This is a genomic window from Mucilaginibacter sp. AK015 (assembly GCF_014200785.1).
Lineage (GTDB): Bacteria > Bacteroidota > Bacteroidia > Sphingobacteriales > Sphingobacteriaceae > Mucilaginibacter.
Genome location: NZ_JACHCV010000003.1, coordinates 42811 through 58825, shown reverse-complemented (window position 1 = coordinate 58825; position 16015 = coordinate 42811). Strand labels below are relative to the sequence as shown.

Below are 16015 nucleotides of genomic sequence, written 5' to 3'. Positions count from 1 at the left end.
ATCTGCTTTATATAACGTACCTTTGCGGCACATCATACCAAAATGTTTAATTAATGAGTAAAATTGAAATGACTAAAAAACACTTAATTACGTGCTCCGTAATCTTGGTGCTGGTTATCATTTCCAGTCTTAACATTTTCAGTACCAACCCGGTATTTCCTGCAAAACATATCGCTTACACGCCTTCAAATTTACTGTTCAGCAAGCCCGCCGACGACTTTGAAGAAGCCTATAGTTTTGCCGACGAAGCCATACCGGTAAACGACAAAAAAGTAGATTTTAAATTAAAAAAATCAATAGCGAAGCACAGGTACAAAAACGTTCAGTCGAACGTTCTGCATTCAAAAGCCGATAAGCTTTTCCCTATCATCGAGCCTATCTTAAAGTTTTACGGTATCCCCGAAGATTTTAAGTACGTACCGCTGGTAGAGTCGGGTTTACAGTCTGGTACATCGCCAAAAGGGGCAAGGGGCATCTGGCAGTTTATGCCGGGCACCGCGCGCTCATATGGTTTAAAGGTAGGGCACGGTAAAGATGAGCGTTTGAACGTTCGTAAATCAACCATAGCCGCTTGTAAATACATTAAAGAGCTTTACGGCGAATTTAACAGCTGGACGCTGGCGGCCGCAGCCTACAACAATGGTTCGGTTAAACTGGAAAGGGCCATGGACAGGCAAAATGAGGATAACTACTTCCGCATGAGCCTCAACCGCGAAACCGGATCGTACGTTTACAAACTTATAGCGATGAAGGAGATCATCAACAACCCCGAAAAGTACGGCTATAAAAACTTTTATAGCTATATGCAAAAGCCACTGCCATATTCGGTAGCATACAACAATTAAAGTAATTTAATATTACGGAGCACTTTTAAAGGCCATCCCAGGCGGGGTGGCTTTTTTACGTTATAAAACCTTCACCTGAACACGGGAAAAGCTTTTATCATTTGATAAAAAGCGAAAGAAAGAGTAACACTCCGTTGCCAGCAACGAGGCGTCAAAAGGCCCGCCAACGGATTGATGGATGTGGAAATTTTTACATTAACCGGTACCTCCATCACCATGCTAACCCTTTAAATCACCGCCACTTTTATGTATATTTGCGAACTTTTTTAGTAATTACGCGGCCAACCAAAAACTAAGCCGTATCTGTCTTGTTTTCTGAAGAATATATGAGCGAAAAAACATTAGACCTGGGCGAGCAAAGTGAAGTTGAAGTTTATGGTGCCCGGGTACATAATTTAAAAAATATCGATGTTTCCTTTCCGCGCAATAAGCTGGTTGTAATAACCGGGCTTAGCGGCAGCGGTAAGTCGTCGTTAGCGTTTGACACCATTTATGCCGAGGGGCAGCGCCGGTACATGGAAACATTTTCGGCTTACTCGCGCCAGTTTATGGGCGGTATGGAACGGCCTGATGTGGATAAGGTATCGGGGCTTAGTCCGGTGATAGCCATCGAGCAAAAAACTACCAGCAAAAACCCCCGCAGTACCGTTGGTACCATTACTGAGATATACGATTTTATGCGCTTGCTTTTTGCCCGGGCCGGCGAAGCTTACTCATACACTACCGGCGAGAAAATGGAGCGCATGAGCGAGGAGCAGATCCTGAAAACCATTTTAGAAAAGTTTGACGGGCAGCCGGTAAATATACTGGCGCCGGTGGTAAAGGCCCGTAAAGGCCATTACCGCGAGCTTTTTGAGCAAATACGCAAGCAGGGCTACCTAAAGGTTTACATTGATGGCGCTATTGCCGATGTGGAAGCCAAAATGCAGGTAGACCGTTATAAGATACACGACATTGATATTGTGGTTGACCGCCTGGTGGTGAGCGAGGCTGATAGCAAAAGGTTATACACCTCGGTGCAATCGGCACTTAAAATTGCTAAGGGCATTATCCGTATCGCGGATAAGGATAACAATGTATCGTACTTCAGTAAATACCTGATGGACCCGGTGTCGGGCATCTCGTATGACGAACCGCAGCCAAACACCTTCTCGTTCAACTCGCCCTATGGCGCCTGCGAAAAGTGTAACGGCTTAGGCTATATTTTCGAAGTTGACGAGGCATCGGTAGTGCCAAACCCTAAACTGAGTATTATTAACGGTGGATTAGCGCCGATAGGCGAGTACCGCGAGACCTGGATCTTCCAGGTGCTGAAAGCCCTGGCTAAAAAATATGAGTTTAGCCTGAGCACCCCCATAGAAAAACTAACCCGCGAGCAGCTGGACATTATCCTGAACGGATCGCCCGATATGATAACTGTGGCGGTTGAGTATAATAAATGGAACGTTCAAAGCTACCAGATAACCTTTGACGGTATCATCCGCATGCTGGAAGAGCAGCAGGAACGCCGCAACGACGAGGGTATGGACGATATGGAAAACTACCGTGTACTGCGTACCTGCCCGGTTTGCGATGGTGCAAGGCTCAAAAAAGAATCGCTCCATTTTAAGGTTGACGAAAAGAATATTTTTGAGTTAGCCTGCATGGATATTACCACGCTGGATAAGTGGTACACCGGTTTAGAAGAAAGGCTGAACGAGCGCCAGAATGTTATCGCTAAAGAAATACTGAAAGAGATCCGTGCGCGCATCGGCTTTTTGCTGGATGTCGGCCTCAGCTATTTAACTTTAGACCGCACCGCCAAAACCTTATCGGGCGGCGAAGCGCAGCGTATCAGGCTGGCTACGCAGATAGGGTCGCAGCTGATGAACGTGATGTATATATTGGACGAACCAAGCATCGGCTTGCACCAGCGCGATAACGAACGCCTGATAAACGCCCTTAAAAACCTGCGCGACCTGGGTAACACTGTTTTGGTGGTGGAGCACGATAAAGATATGATACTGGAAGCCGACCACGTAATTGACATGGGCCCGGCTGCAGGGGTACATGGCGGTACTATTGTAGCCGAGGGCACACCTGCCGAATTAATGGCTAAGCATACGTTAACCACATCGTACATAAACGGCGAAAAAGAGATCGCTATACCCAAAAAGCGCCGGGAAGGTAACGGTAAAACGTTAAGTCTTAAAAAGGCTACGGGGCATAATTTAAAGAAGGTATCCGTTGATTTCCCATTGGGTAAACTGATCGGTGTAACCGGGGTATCGGGCAGCGGTAAATCAAGTTTGATAACCGAAACCCTGTACCCGATATTGAACCACCATTTCTTCCGTGCTAAAAAGCATCCGCTGCCATACGATAAAATTGAAGGGCTGGAGCATATTGATAAAGTTATCGAAATAGACCAGACACCCATTGGCCGTACACCGCGATCGAACCCCGCTACTTACACCGGCGTTTTCTCGGATATACGTAACCTGTTTGTTGCGCTGCCGGAGTCAAGGATAAGGGGGTACAAGCCGGGCCGTTTCTCGTTCAACGTAAAAGGGGGCCGCTGCGAAACCTGCCAGGGCGCAGGCCAAAAGGTTATCGAGATGAACTTTTTACCCGATGTGCAGGTGCCATGCGAAGAATGCGGCGGCAGGCGTTATAACCGCGAAACGCTGGAAGTACGGTATCGTGGCAAATCCATCAGCGATGTGCTGGATATGAGCATTGAAGATGCCACTCCATTTTTTGAGCATATCCCATCCATCTATCGCAAAGTGAAAACCTTGTTTGATGTGGGGTTAGGCTATATCACCTTGGGGCAATCGTCAACCACCCTATCGGGCGGCGAGGCACAGCGTGTAAAACTTGCTACCGAACTGAGCAAAAAGGATACAGGTAATACTTTTTACATACTGGATGAACCAACAACCGGCCTGCATTTCGAGGATATTAATGTTTTGCTTGGCGTTATTAACCAATTGGTTGATAAAGGCAACACCGTGCTGGTGATAGAGCATAACCTGGATGTGATAAAGGTTGTTGACCATGTTATCGATCTTGGCCCTGAAGGCGGCTCTGGCGGCGGTAAAATCCTGTTCAGTGGTACCCCCGAGGGTTTATGCAAAGTTAAAGACAGCTTTACCGGCCAGTTTTTGAAAAAGGAAATGGGGGTGAAGTAATAAAATTTGTCATACTAAAGGATATCAAACCTTTTATGGCCGATTCGAAATGCGTGGATCAATTCCCCGTTATCCTTTAGCATGACAAACTCAGTAGTTATCTCCCTGCAAACCTCTGTAGCAGGTTAGCGGCAGCGCCGGGCATCTTAACCTTGTAACGGTACATGCCGCCAAAGCTATCCTCTTCTTTTAAAAATTCGTGGTTCTTTTTGCTGATCCAAAATGTTTCTACCGATTTTTGACCATTGTGTTCGGCTTCGTTCACCAGTTTCCAGCAGTCAACTTTTTGGTTATCCAAAGTGCTTATCACTTCACTGCCGGTAACTTTGTATATAATATACTCAGGTTTGCCAAAACCGGCATCGTAAAAATTTATGGCGAAGGTTTTACCGGCAGCGAGAGGCAGCATTTCAAATGTTTCTATATCCAGGTTCCAGTTAAAATTGGCCTCAGTAAAGTTCAGAGCGAAATCTTTTTTGGTATTTAATGTTACTGTATCCGCCCCCTTTATTTTATCAGCATCCCAGTTGTAAGCACCAAGTTTACCTCCAACAGTTTCACTATGGTAAACCGGCGAAAAATCTTTTACCCTGTTTACCGAATATCCCGTACGGTAGCTCATGGTATCGCTGCCATACCAGTGTTGTGTAGTGACAAATACCTTTTCGCCATTGCGGGTTTCTATTTTTGTATCGCGCAGCCAAAGCCAATACCTTAACGTTTTAGGGCTTTTGGGCATTTGAAAGTACACCAGGTACTGGCGCATGCCGGGCTTCAGTGTCGCAGTGTTAAGGCGGTGGTCTTTCAGGCGGATGGTATCTACTTGCGCAAGCGCACGTCTGGGTTGAGCCGAAAAAAACAATGTGACAAGTGCGGCTGTCAAAGCGGCGCTTATAGGTGATAGTGATCTCATGGTTTGTATGTTTACGGTTTTCATAATTACCTTAAAACTGCATCTTACACGGCATCAGCTCAAACTATTTCAATATAAGCTAATATTTATTTAGCAGGCAGGGCGATTTATTCAATAAATGCGCAATCGCTTGTTTATTCATCCCGATGTCCGTTTCATTTAAACTTTACCGGCGATGGTTTAATAAACATGGCATATGGTTTAAACGGGTACACATCTATCAAAAAGCTTTGTACTTTTAAACATGCAATTGTTTAAATGGAAGCCAAACATCCGGCAACAGCAGTGGATGGTTTGGATCTTCGTATTTTTTATTGTGCTGTTTTCGCTGCTGCCCATGGATGGCGTAGGGCAGTCGACTGTTTTTGCGCTGATAAATACGCTTTTTTATGCGGCTATAATTTATGGCAACATTTTGTGGCTTTTCCCGAAATTATATCAAACAGGCAGGTTAGCGCTTTATATTTTGGCGGTTATTGTATTACTGCTGGTAACCGGTGCGCTGCGTGCCTATCTGTCATTATATATATACAACGCGTTTTTTGCCATGGGGCACCCCACCAAGATGAAATTTGAAGCCATCATGAGCTTTGTTATAGCGGGGCTGCTGATATTTATGCTCAGTTTTATTTTCAGGATAGCGCTTGCCTATTTCAAGTTAAAACAACAATCAGAAGATATCCTTATCCAAAAAACGCAGGCCGAATTAAACCTCCTGAAATCGCAGGTGCAGCCACACTTTTTGTTTAATACCCTGAATAATATCTATTACGAAGCTTATCTTGAATCGCCGCGAACGGCAGCACTGATCGAGAAGCTGTCGGACATTATGCGCTATTTTGTTGATGAAAGCCCCAGGCAGGAGGTTAGTCTTGCGAACGAAGTTCAATTTCTTGAAAATTATATCGCGCTTGAAAATATCCGCATCCGTTACGATGTAGATATCACCTTTACCAAAGATTGCGACATGTCGTTAACCCTGCCGCCCATGCTGCTGATGACCTTTGTCGAAAATATTTTTAAGCATGGTATCGATAAAAGCAGCAGCCATAATAAGGTAAATATAACATTGCTACAGCGAAATGGCCGGCTGCAGTTTACCACTACCAACACCATTCCGGATAAGCCGTTAACTGCTTTATCCACGGGGTTTGGTATTCAGAATTTACGGAAACGGTTAGTGCTGCTTTACCAAACGGATTTTGAGCTGCGGGTTGAAAATAAAGGCGATATTTACATTGCGCAATTAAATATCCCGCTGGCATGAACTTAAGCTGCATCATTATCGACGACGAGCCAAACGCGGTTAGCCTGCTGGAAGTGCTGATAGGGCAAACCACGCAATGGCAGCTTTTTGGCAAATGCTACAACGCGCTGGAGGCGATAGAATTTTTAAAGAAACATACGGTAGATTTTATTTTTCTGGACATCAACATGCCCCACCTAACAGGCATGGAACTGGCCGGATTGCTGCCTAAAGAAACGAAAATTGTTTTTACCACCGCTTACGCAGAGCACGCTGCTGATAGCTACGCCTTCCAAACCATTGATTATTTGCTGAAACCCATAACGCTTAAACGCTTTTTGGCCGCCACACAGAAAATTGAGGCCGCTTTTAGCAAACATACGGTGATAGAAAAAAGCGAGAACAAGCCGGAGGATGATTACTTTTTTGTAAAATCGGGCAAAACGCTGCGTAAAATATTGCTGGACGAGGTATTGTACTTTGAGGGTGAAAAGGAATATGTGCGCCTGGTTACGGCGACCGAAGAACTGCTGATATACCGCCGTTTAAAAGAGGTAGAAATGCAGCTGCCCCAGCCTTTTGTGCGGGTGCATAATTCATACATTGTAAATACCAAACGCTTAAGCAAGATACAGGATAACCACGTTTACATCGGTGATAAGCAGATCCCCGTAAGCGAAAAGTTCAGGGAGGGTTTTATGGCGGTGATACGGCAGAGGATATTTTAGAGGGCTACCCGGCCCTGCTTGGGGTCCTTAGTGTTCACGTTCGCGCCACGTGAACACCGTGAACACACGTGAACGCTTGATAATCAGGCGTTTTAATTTTTAGGTACTGACAAAACAGTGTCACCAACGGTTCGACAAAAATTAATACACAAATACCGAAAGCAAGACAGGACCGCCATTGCAAAGAACGCAGCTATCAACCGCCTCTTTGCATAACCATATCGTATAATTTAATTGTTCTAAAGAAGATTGCTTCGTACCTCGCAATGATGTGACGGAGTGGGTTAGTTGACGCCAAATTCAATCAAATAATACCGTCATTGCGAGGAACGAAGCAATCTCTTTAAGCACTTACCGCGTGCTAATTATTCATTTAGCAGATCATTATATAAATCGTTCCATCCGGGATTTATAGAATTGACTAAATCTATCTTGCTTTGGCGACTTCCGCCTTTAATCAGTTTTTCAGCCGCAATCGCTTCTTCAATATGCGAGTAGAAGTAGTGATAAACGAGTTTATGGCAATTATATCTTGAAGTAAAACTGTCAGGGTAGGTTTTGTTTTTATGGTCCCAAACCCTACCCATCAAATCGGAGGTTACCCCAGTGTAAAAAACTACATTTTGCTTGTTAGTCATGATGTACACACAACCGCCTCTTTGCATAACCATATTACATGTTTAATTGTCCTAAAGAGATTGCTTCGTTCCTCGCAATGACGGGAAGTACCTTAATCCAATCGCACATCGCCCACTGTCCTGAAGAAGATTGCTTCGTTCCTCGCAATGACGTAGTGGTGTAGGGATGACGTGGCTGCGTTATTAAACGGCCTACGATTCCGTTAATTCGCCTCTCAGATCCTTCTCCAGGCAGCGCTTTACCTCTTTAGGGTCGTCTATCTCGCCCAGCAGGTACATCATTTTGGTAACGGCAGCTTCATAGGTCATATCATAACCGTTGGCTACGCCAATATCTTTTAACTGCTTGCTGGTTTCGTATCGTCCCAGTTCAACCGTACCTACCTTGCATTGCGAAATATCCAGGATCACTTTCCCGCTATCGATGGCGGCTTCAAGCAGATCGATAAACCACTGGTCGGTAGTAGTGTTACCCGCGCCAAAGGTCTCCATTACTATGCCGCGTACGTCTGCACTCAAAATGGTCTCTACTACCTTCGGACTGATCCCCGGGTACAGTTTTAGTACAGCAACATCGCTCACCAACTTGTTATGAACGTTAAGCGGGCCCTCGCCCGGCGGGCGGATATCGTTTATGCTGAAACGCAGGTGCACGCCCGATTCGGCCAATATAGGGTAATTGGGCGAGCGGAAGGCCTCGAATTTTGATGAGTTATATTTGAACGCGCGGTTACCCCGAAACAGTTTGTAATCAAAATAAATGCAAACTTCGGGTACGCGTGCCTTGTCGTTCTTTTTCGCCTTGGCAATTTCAATGGCCGTCATCAGGTTTTCTTTGGCATCGGTACGTACCGCGCTGATAGGTAACTGCGATCCTGTAAAAATTACCGGCTTGTTCAAATTTTGCAGCATAAAACTTAGGGCCGAGGCGGTAAATGCCATGGTATCAGAACCATGCAGTATCACAAAGCCATCAACAGTATCGTAATTGGCTTCTATAAGCGCGGCAAGTTCGGCCCATATAACGGGGTTCATGTTTGATGAGTCGATAATATGCTCGAACGAGTGCACCTTAATCTTGCAATTAAGCTTTTCCAGTTCGGGTACATTATCCATTATCTGCTCAAAGTTGATGGGTACCAACGTTTTTGTAACAGGGTCGCTCATCATACCTATTGTACCACCGGTATAGATGATCAGTATCTGGCTCATTTTGGGTCAGGTTTATGCTATTAATATAATCTTTGATCTAAACACCAAATATCTTTTCTGAATTTTCGGTGGTTATGCGGGCCACATCTTCAACGGATATCTGATACAGTTCCGCCACCTTTTGCGCCACATAGATCAGGTAAGCGCTTTCATTGGGTTTACCCCGGTACGGAACAGGCGTAAGGTACGGAGAATCGGTTTCTAAAACCACATGCTTCAGGTCAATTTGCGGTAATATCTTATCCAACCCGGCATTTTTATAGGTGACCACGCCGCCAATACCAAGGTAAAAGCCCAGATCGATAATTTTATTTGCCTGCTCAAGCGTACCTGTAAAGCAGTGGAATATACCGCGCAGGTTTTCGTCGTGCTCGTTACGCAATACCTGGTAAACTTCATCAAAGGCATCCCGGCAATGTATCACTATGGGCAGTTTTAAAGTTTTAGCCCATTGTATCTGCAATTTAAAAGCCTGTACCTGTTGGGTTAAAAAGGTTTTGTCCCAGTAAAGGTCTATCCCGATTTCGCCAATAGCATATATTTTATGCTGATGCAAGGCCGGTTGTATTGCCGCCAGTTCCTCTTCCCACTCATCCTTTACCGAGCACGGGTGCAGGCCGAGCATGGGGTAACAGGCATCGGGGTAAGTTTTCACCAGATCGAACATCATAGGTACCGACGCCGAATCTACATTGGGCAAAAACAAGCGCCCAATATTATTTTCCAGGCAACGCTGCATCATTTGCGCCCGCTTGTCAGTATCAGTTTCGTAATATAAATGGGTATGTGTATCGGTTAACACCATGGCACAAAATTAAAAAAGCCTTCTTTGCAGAAGGCTTTTCAATTAAAATTAATTTTTCTTTTTAACTGCTGTCCGCTTTTTCGCCGCTGTTTTTTTCTTTAACGGCGCTTTGGCAGCAGGTATTGTGGCGGGATGCTTTACCCTTACTACTTTTACAAGTTCTACATCAAACACTAAAGGTGCATAAGGGGGGATGTCGGCACCCGAGCCATACTCGCCATAAGCCAGCGCGGAAGGGATGATCAGTTTTGCCTTTGAGCCTTCGTTCATCAGCAGGAAAGCCTCGTCCCAGCCTGGTATAACCCTGCCGGTACCTAATGCAAAGCTAATAGGCTCGTAAGGGCGCCCGGGCTGGTTTAAACCGCCGGCTTTCGCATCGGCTTCAATGCTGCTGTCAAACATCTTACCTTCAAGGGTGCGGCCGGTATAGTTTACATAAATCGTATCGCCTTTAAGCGGTTTAGGCTTATTGCCTGCCTGTTTAATAACGTACCTTAAACCGGATGGGGTGGTTTTAGCTACTATTTTGTTGCTGTTAATGTAGCCTACCAGTTTAGCTGCCTCGGCAGCTTTCAGTTTTTCGCCTTCGGCTTTCATCTTTGCCATAGCGGCATTGCGCTCGGCCATAGCTTCTTCTAAAGTTTGCACCTGTAATATTTTCAGCTTAAAAACAATGTTGCCGCCTTTTTTAAATATCGGTGGCATTTCTGTTTCGTGGCCCTTAAATACCGAGTCAACCGGTACCTTAACAACGGCGCTATCATTAACAGCCAATAGCGGGAATATATCCATCAGGTCGGCTACGTTGGCAGACGGGCGCACTTGCGCCTTTACCGGCTGGCCCTGCTGATAGGTGCTAAACAATACCGAATCTTTATCGGTGCATTGTACAGCCTGGAAGGTAATAATGTCGTTTTGTTTTATCTTTTCGCCCGGGGTATTGCTAATGATCTGGTACTGTAAGCCAGAGGTGGTTTGTTTGTACTGTGCGCGGGCAGCAATGCTGAACAACGACAATAAAAAAGCTAAATAAAAAGTATTTTTCATCAGGATTATTGTTTTTTTTTGGCGATGAAGCTATCACACGCTATGTTCAAATAGTTTTTTTTGAGCTGCAGCTTGTAATGGTTTCATGACATAAAAAAGCCTCCCGGATGTATCCCGGAAGGCTATAAATTTTTTATAAAATTATCTAAGTGCCGGCACTGTTGGTTGAACAGGCTTTGGCGCGTTAGGGTTTGGCTTAATAATATCTAAAACCTCTACAGTGAAAATAACAGGTGCAAAGGCAGGTATCATACCTTGCGAGCCTTGTTCGCCCCAACCCAGTTCAGACGGGATAACAAAGGTGGCTTTACTGCCTTTGTTCAACAGCTGGAAACCTTCGTCCCAACCACGGATAACGGCACCAGCACCTACAGGGAACTTAAAGGGCTCGTATTTACGGTTGGGGTTAAATATTCTTTTGTTTTTCATCGCCTCTTCTTTAATGCTGGTATCAAAAACTTTCCCGTCAACTAACGATCCGGTATAGTTTACTACAGCGGTGTCGCCAACAACCAGCATCGGGCCCGATCCCTGCTGGGTGATCTGGTACTGTAAACCCGAAGGGGTGGTTTTAACGTTCAGCTTTTTTTCTTCAACGTATTTTTTAATCTTGGCCGGTTCTTGTTTTTTCATCTGATCGGCCTGTGCCTTAAAGTAATCGGTAATGTGCGCGTTAAAAACGGCTTCGGTTGTGTTGCCTCTTGCAATTACCTTTTCAACTTTAATTTCGTAGATGATGTATTTTCCTTTTAAACCCGGAGGCCTTGGGCCACCCTTTTTAAAGGTTGAATCGATGTTAACCTTTACGGTAACGCTGTCGCCTTCGCTCAGTAACGGGAAAACCGATGTTACATCGCCCTTGCGGGTTGTTTTTTCAACTATTTGCGGTGCAGGGCGGCCTTGTTCGTAAGTGCTGCCCAATACTGAGTCGCCTTCGTTTTTTAAGGTTAGGTTAAGGCTGATAAAATCGCCCGGTTTAACGGTTGGGCCAGATTTATCTGTACGGATATTGTACAATAGGCCGCCTTCGGTTTGCTTAAACCCACCTTTACAGCTTGCAAGCCCTAATGCTGCAATGGCTATGATCGTTAAGTTCTTTCTCATTTGTTTGTTTAATTCTATTGTATTAAAAGGGTTTTATATTCTGGTAATATCGATTTAAATTTTGCGATGGTCGCCTCAAGCGGTTCGTCAGACTGGCCGCCTGCGGCGTTACGGTGGCCGCCCCCGTTAAAATACTTTTTACATATCTCGTTAGCCGGAAACTCCGCTTTTGAGCGTAACGATATTTTAACCTTATCGGCACGCTCTACAATAAACGCCGCTAAATGTATCCTGGCAATTGATAAGGCATAGTTAACAATGCCTTCGGTATCACCGGTATTTACGTTAAACATTGCAATATCGTTTTTATTAACGGCTATTATAGCGGTGTTGTATTCGGGCAGTATTTCTAAACAATTGGCAAGGCAATGGCCCAAAAAGCGTAATCGGTTCTCTGAGGCGCTGTTGTAGACCAGCTCGTGTATACGCGAGTTATTCGCGCCTGCATCTATCAGGTCGGCAACAATGCGGTGTACGGCTGATGTTGTATTTGGCAAGCGGAAAGATGCCGAATCGGTCATGATACCGGTGTACAGGCAGGTAGCCACATCCTTATTTATAAGCGCTTTATTTTGCAGCTTATCGGTAATAAAAGTATAAACCAGCTGGGCGGCAGCACAGGCATTGATATCCCAGTGGCGGTAATCGTCAAAGTCTTCGGGTTCAAGGTGATGGTCAATCATCACTTTACAGGCGCCGCTGTTGCCCACCAGCACCCCCATATCGTTGATACGGGTAAGGCTGTTAAAATCCACACAAAAAATAAGTTCCGCATCGGCAATAAGCCTTGCTGACAGTTCTGTGTTCTCTGTGTAAATGATCACCTCTCCGTTACCCGGCATCCATGTTAAAAAGTCAGGGTAGTCTGTCGGGGTAATTACCCTGGTATGATGGCCTTGCTGTATAAAGTAATTATACAGCCCTAACGATGAGCCCATGGCATCGCCATCGGGCTTATGATGGGTAGTAATTACTATTTTACGTGGCTGACTTAAAAGTTCAGTAAGCGAAGCTAAATCCAACATCAATTTTTAAAGAGCTGCAAAGCTAAGTAAATTAATTAAATACGTGTATCATATTTATAGCAAAAGCTTTAAGTTTCAGTTATAAAACGCTACTTTTGCGCCTCTTTAAATACAAAGCATATTACAATGGCAAATAACAAAACTTTTACAATGATAAAGCCCGATGCAGTAGCTAACGGGCATATAGGCGCTATTTTAGATCAGATAACCAAAGCGGGCTTTAAAATAACTGCGCTTAAATACACTTCGTTATCAGAGGCAAAGGCCGGCGAGTTTTACGCGGTACACGCCGAGCGCGGCTTTTTTAAAGACCTGGTTAACTTTATGTCATCGGGCCCTATTGTAGCGGCTATACTTGAAAAGGATAACGCGATAGAAGATTTCCGCAAGCTGATTGGCGCCACCGACCCTGCTAAGGCTGAAAAAGGCACTATACGCAACCTGTTTGCCAAATCAATTGATGCCAACGCGGTGCATGGGTCAGACTCTGACGAGAACGCCGAAATCGAGGCTAACTTCTTTTTCTCGGCCTTCGAAAGGTTTTAACCGCCTGCATGAGCAAGAAAAGCCATTTGTACATTATAATCGTAATGCACAAATGGCTTTTTTAATATTTTTTATTGTTTAATTAAAGTATTAAACTATCTTTACCTTTAAGCGCATAATGCGCAGCTAATTAACGGGTTCCAATGAAATCGCTATTTAAATATCTTATTTATTCAGTAATAATGGTTACTATCATTGTTACTTCAATGGATATTTTCAGGAACCATCCCGAAGCACAATTCGCGTTTATATTCCCCGGTATTTTTCTGCTTGCCTTCTCGCAAATAATGGACGATAGCTTCCGCAAGGTGAGCCACCGTTTACGCCTTTCGCGCGGACGATAATTTACAGGAACACGATCTCTGTAACCAGCTCCGTTTTTGCATCATCATTAATTTTTTGAATTATCTGGTTACGCATCATTACCAGCTCATTTTTAATTACCGACGACTCTATCCGCAAAAACAATTTCTTATCCCGTATAAACAGTTCTTTTGTACGGTTAGCAACAGATTTGCCTACCAGTTGCGGCCAGGCGCTTACTATGGCGGTTTCGTCAAAACGTCGCTTTATTTTGTAAACGTTCAGCATTTGCTCAATGGCCTCTTTAAGCGATTTATCGTTAGCCTTACGCATCAATGCTACCCTCCGTTACTTTAAATAGTTTAACGCTTACCTTTATACTATCAAATATTCCTTTTACACGGCTTGTACTGGTATCGGTTATCAATACCTGCCCAAAATCGTTGTTAGATACCATTTGCATTAGTTTGGTAATGCGGTTATCATCAAGCTTGTCAAAAATATCATCCAACAGCAGCAGGGGCTTAAAGCCGTTTTTTTGGGTAAGGAAGGTGTACTGGGCAAGCTTAAGTGCTATCAAAAAGGACTTTTGCTGCCCCTGCGAACCAAATTTTTTCATGGCCATACCGTGAATATTAAACAGCAGGTCGTCCTTATGTATGCCGGTTGTGGTACGTTCAAGCGCCCTGTCACGCTCTATGGCTTTATTAAGCAGTGCGGTAAAATCGTCGCGCAATAACTGCGATTCATACACCAGTTCTACCTGCTCGGCATCCTCGCTTATGAACTGGTAATGCCGGTTAAATATCCCGGTGAATACCTCCATAAAAGCCCGGCGTTTTTCAAATATGCGTTTCCCGGATGCGGTTAACTGCTCATCAAACACAGCAAGCAGTTCAGGGTCGTACCGGCCGGTATCTGCAATTTGCTTCAGCAGCGAGTTACGGTTAACCAAAACCTTATTATAGGCGATCAGTTCATCAAGATAATTATGGTCGGTTTGCGATATTACATTGTCTATAAATTTGCGGCGTTCCTCGCTGCCCTCTATAATAATGCTGATATCATAAGGCGATATCATTACCAGCGGCAGCAGCCCGATATGATCGGCCAGGCGCTGATAGTCTTTTTTATTTCGTTTAAATTGCTTTTTCTGGTTGCGCTTAACCCCGCAGGCAACAACTTCTTTGTGGCCGTTCTTTTTAAAGATGCCGTTGATCATAAAAAAATCGGCACCCTGCTTTATCTGCTGGCTATCGATAGGATTAAAATAGCTCTTGCAAAGCGACAGGTAGTGCACCGCATCAAGCAGATTGGTTTTTCCTGCGCCATTATTACCTACAAATGCGTTAACGCCCTCGGCCAGCGAAACCTCGGCTTCGGCGTAATTTTTAAAGTTGATAAACGAGAGTTGCTGCAGGTACATAAGCGGAAAGCAAATTTAGTTGTTTAGTTCATTAGTTCATTGGTTTATTTGTTCATTGGTATTGCTATTTATCAGGGTAGGGATGCAAAGTATCGCATTTGTAAGAGTAGCCTTCCTTTATCTTTTGTCATTCAGTCCTTTCTCCTTAACAACCTCAAAATTTAAATTTGCTAAAAGGATTGAAAACCGTATTTTTGCACACTTAATTTTAAAATACAGATGTCAGCAACCGAGGTGAAGTCGAATACTACTGCAACTAAAAACAATGTTGTAAAAGGCGGTAGTTTTGTTCAGGAGAACCAAAAAAGCTTAATATTTATTGCAGCAGCTATTGTTGTAATGATTGTTATTTACGTAGCATACCTTAAATTATACCTTGCACCAAGGGAAGTTACCGCAGCAAACCAAATGCATGTAGCGCAGGATTTTTGGGCTAATAAGGACTGGGATAAAGCCATTAATGGCGATAACGGTTACCCCGGCTTCAAAAAGATAATAACTGACTACAGCAACACAAAAGTTGCTAACCTTGCCTATTTTTATTTAGGTACCGCTTATTTAAACAAAGGCGAATACCGCCAGGCTATTGATAACCTGACCAACTACCGCGGCGACGACAACATGGTGGCCGCCGAAGCGCTGGGCAGTACCGGCGACGCTTACGTTGAACTGAAAGATTACGATAAAGCCGAAACCTACTTTAAAAAAGCCGCCGATAAAGCAAGCAATAAATTTCTTTCGCCTTTTTATCTAAAGAAGCTTGGCTTGGTTTACGAAGCAAAGAAAGATTACAAGTCGGCTGTTGATACTTATAAAAAGATCAAAACTGATTATTTTGACAGCGCGGAAGCACAAAATATTGACGAATATATAGCCCGCGCCGAAGCGAAGTAATTAATTAACCTATTATCGGATTTCGAAAGTTCGATTTCGGATTTATCCTATGAGTAACTATATTCACCGGATAAATTAGGAATCGGACTTTTTAGTTAACAGCAAATCCG

At 44.1% G+C, this 16015-nt stretch carries 16 protein-coding genes; 7 read left to right on the top strand and 9 right to left on the bottom strand.

All coding sequences use genetic code 11. The features are described 5' to 3' along the window. Positions 1-53: 53 nt before the first annotated feature. Positions 54-845 (top strand): lytic transglycosylase domain-containing protein, encoded by a 792-nt coding sequence (locus HDC91_RS12570; RefSeq protein WP_255476722.1) that lies wholly within the window; start codon positions 54-56, stop codon positions 843-845. Positions 846-1171: 326 nt separating this feature from the next. Continuing rightward, the gene (gene uvrA / locus HDC91_RS12565; RefSeq protein ID WP_183552666.1) at positions 1172-4018 is read left to right on the top strand and encodes an excinuclease ABC subunit UvrA; all 2847 of its coding nucleotides are present in this window, start codon (positions 1172-1174) and stop codon (positions 4016-4018) included. Positions 4019-4115: 97 nt separating this feature from the next. Here uvrA and HDC91_RS12560 read toward each other — a convergent pair whose 3' ends face one another. Beyond that, entirely contained in the window at positions 4116-4931 is an 816-nt protein-coding gene (locus HDC91_RS12560; protein WP_183552664.1) for a hypothetical protein, read from the bottom strand. Between the two features lie 244 nt (positions 4932-5175). On the opposite strand from HDC91_RS12560, the gene HDC91_RS12555 reads away from it, so the two are divergent. Together HDC91_RS12555 and HDC91_RS12550 are read left to right on the top strand one after the other, a co-directional pair. Continuing rightward, positions 5176-6198, top strand: coding sequence for a sensor histidine kinase (locus tag HDC91_RS12555; RefSeq protein ID WP_183552662.1), 1023 nt, complete (start codon positions 5176-5178; stop codon positions 6196-6198). Then, positions 6195-6905 (top strand): LytTR family DNA-binding domain-containing protein, encoded by a 711-nt coding sequence (locus tag HDC91_RS12550; RefSeq protein ID WP_183552660.1) that lies wholly within the window; start codon positions 6195-6197, stop codon positions 6903-6905. Before HDC91_RS12555 ends, HDC91_RS12550 begins: the two co-directional genes overlap by 4 nt. A 365-nt stretch (positions 6906-7270) precedes the next feature. Here HDC91_RS12550 and HDC91_RS12545 read toward each other — a convergent pair whose 3' ends face one another. The 6 genes from HDC91_RS12545 to HDC91_RS12520 form a co-directional block, all read right to left on the bottom strand. After that, a complete protein-coding gene (locus HDC91_RS12545) occupies positions 7271-7570 on the bottom strand; it encodes a GIY-YIG nuclease family protein (protein ID WP_183553482.1) in 300 nt (99 codons plus the stop codon). A gap of 165 nt (positions 7571-7735) precedes the next feature. Beyond that, positions 7736-8755: an asparaginase gene (locus tag HDC91_RS12540; protein WP_162430718.1), complete on the bottom strand. Its 1020-nt coding sequence runs from the start codon at positions 8753-8755 to the stop codon at positions 7736-7738. Between the two features lie 37 nt (positions 8756-8792). Further along, positions 8793-9560, bottom strand: a complete 768-nt coding sequence (locus tag HDC91_RS12535) for a TatD family hydrolase (RefSeq protein ID WP_183552658.1) — start codon at positions 9558-9560, stop codon at positions 8793-8795. Between the two features lie 48 nt (positions 9561-9608). After that, the gene (locus tag HDC91_RS12530; protein WP_183552656.1) at positions 9609-10607 is read right to left on the bottom strand and encodes an FKBP-type peptidyl-prolyl cis-trans isomerase; all 999 of its coding nucleotides are present in this window, start codon (positions 10605-10607) and stop codon (positions 9609-9611) included. 141 nt (positions 10608-10748) lie between these two features. Continuing rightward, on the bottom strand, positions 10749-11711 hold the full coding sequence (locus HDC91_RS12525; protein ID WP_183552654.1) for an FKBP-type peptidyl-prolyl cis-trans isomerase: 963 nt from the start codon (positions 11709-11711) through the stop codon (positions 10749-10751). Positions 11712-11725: 14 nt separating this feature from the next. Continuing rightward, entirely contained in the window at positions 11726-12736 is a 1011-nt protein-coding gene (locus HDC91_RS12520; protein WP_183552652.1) for a bifunctional oligoribonuclease/PAP phosphatase NrnA, read from the bottom strand. Between the two features lie 126 nt (positions 12737-12862). Between HDC91_RS12520 and HDC91_RS12515 the strand changes: the two genes are divergently transcribed. Next, positions 12863-13282 carry a nucleoside-diphosphate kinase gene (locus HDC91_RS12515; RefSeq protein WP_162430723.1) on the top strand — a complete coding sequence of 140 codons (420 nt, stop codon included), beginning with the start codon at positions 12863-12865 and terminating at the stop codon, positions 13280-13282. A 143-nt stretch (positions 13283-13425) separates the two neighbouring features. Then, the gene (locus HDC91_RS12510) at positions 13426-13626 is read left to right on the top strand and encodes a hypothetical protein (protein ID WP_183552651.1); all 201 of its coding nucleotides are present in this window, start codon (positions 13426-13428) and stop codon (positions 13624-13626) included. A gap of 1 nt (position 13627) precedes the next feature. Here HDC91_RS12510 and HDC91_RS12505 read toward each other — a convergent pair whose 3' ends face one another. Both HDC91_RS12505 and HDC91_RS12500 read right to left on the bottom strand, forming a co-directional pair. Continuing rightward, on the bottom strand, positions 13628-13918 hold the full coding sequence (locus HDC91_RS12505) for a DUF721 domain-containing protein (RefSeq protein ID WP_162430725.1): 291 nt from the start codon (positions 13916-13918) through the stop codon (positions 13628-13630). Beyond that, on the bottom strand, positions 13911-15011 hold the full coding sequence (locus tag HDC91_RS12500) for a DNA replication/repair protein RecF (RefSeq protein WP_183552649.1): 1101 nt from the start codon (positions 15009-15011) through the stop codon (positions 13911-13913). Before HDC91_RS12500 ends, HDC91_RS12505 begins: the two co-directional genes overlap by 8 nt. 219 nt (positions 15012-15230) lie before the next feature. On the opposite strand from HDC91_RS12500, the gene HDC91_RS12495 reads away from it, so the two are divergent. Further along, on the top strand, positions 15231-15905 hold the full coding sequence (locus HDC91_RS12495) for a tol-pal system YbgF family protein (RefSeq protein WP_162430727.1): 675 nt from the start codon (positions 15231-15233) through the stop codon (positions 15903-15905). Positions 15906-16015: the final 110 nt, after the last annotated feature.

Excerpts from the sequence above, each read along its gene's own strand:
- HDC91_RS12500 (WP_183552649.1), bottom strand. The coding sequence starts at position 15,011 with ATGTACCTGCAGCAACTCTCGTTTATCAACTTTAAAAATTACGCCGAA.
- HDC91_RS12520 (WP_183552652.1), bottom strand. The coding sequence starts at position 12,736 with ATGTTGGATTTAGCTTCGCTTACTGAACTTTTAAGTCAGCCACGTAAA.
- HDC91_RS12535 (WP_183552658.1), bottom strand. The coding sequence starts at position 9,560 with ATGGTGTTAACCGATACACATACCCATTTATATTACGAAACTGATACT.
- HDC91_RS12525 (WP_183552654.1), bottom strand. The coding sequence starts at position 11,711 with ATGAGAAAGAACTTAACGATCATAGCCATTGCAGCATTAGGGCTTGCA.
- HDC91_RS12550 (WP_183552660.1), top strand. The coding sequence starts at position 6,195 with ATGAACTTAAGCTGCATCATTATCGACGACGAGCCAAACGCGGTTAGC.
- HDC91_RS12505 (WP_162430725.1), bottom strand. The coding sequence starts at position 13,918 with ATGCGTAAGGCTAACGATAAATCGCTTAAAGAGGCCATTGAGCAAATG.
- HDC91_RS12530 (WP_183552656.1), bottom strand. The coding sequence starts at position 10,607 with ATGAAAAATACTTTTTATTTAGCTTTTTTATTGTCGTTGTTCAGCATT.
- HDC91_RS12570 (WP_255476722.1), top strand. The coding sequence starts at position 54 with ATGAGTAAAATTGAAATGACTAAAAAACACTTAATTACGTGCTCCGTA.
- HDC91_RS12560 (WP_183552664.1), bottom strand. The coding sequence starts at position 4,931 with ATGAGATCACTATCACCTATAAGCGCCGCTTTGACAGCCGCACTTGTC.
- uvrA (WP_183552666.1), top strand. The coding sequence starts at position 1,172 with ATGAGCGAAAAAACATTAGACCTGGGCGAGCAAAGTGAAGTTGAAGTT.
- HDC91_RS12510 (WP_183552651.1), top strand. The coding sequence starts at position 13,426 with ATGAAATCGCTATTTAAATATCTTATTTATTCAGTAATAATGGTTACT.
- HDC91_RS12495 (WP_162430727.1), top strand. The coding sequence starts at position 15,231 with ATGTCAGCAACCGAGGTGAAGTCGAATACTACTGCAACTAAAAACAAT.
- HDC91_RS12555 (WP_183552662.1), top strand. The coding sequence starts at position 5,176 with ATGCAATTGTTTAAATGGAAGCCAAACATCCGGCAACAGCAGTGGATG.
- HDC91_RS12545 (WP_183553482.1), bottom strand. The coding sequence starts at position 7,570 with ATGCAAAGAGGCGGTTGTGTGTACATCATGACTAACAAGCAAAATGTA.
- HDC91_RS12515 (WP_162430723.1), top strand. The coding sequence starts at position 12,863 with ATGGCAAATAACAAAACTTTTACAATGATAAAGCCCGATGCAGTAGCT.
- HDC91_RS12540 (WP_162430718.1), bottom strand. The coding sequence starts at position 8,755 with ATGAGCCAGATACTGATCATCTATACCGGTGGTACAATAGGTATGATG.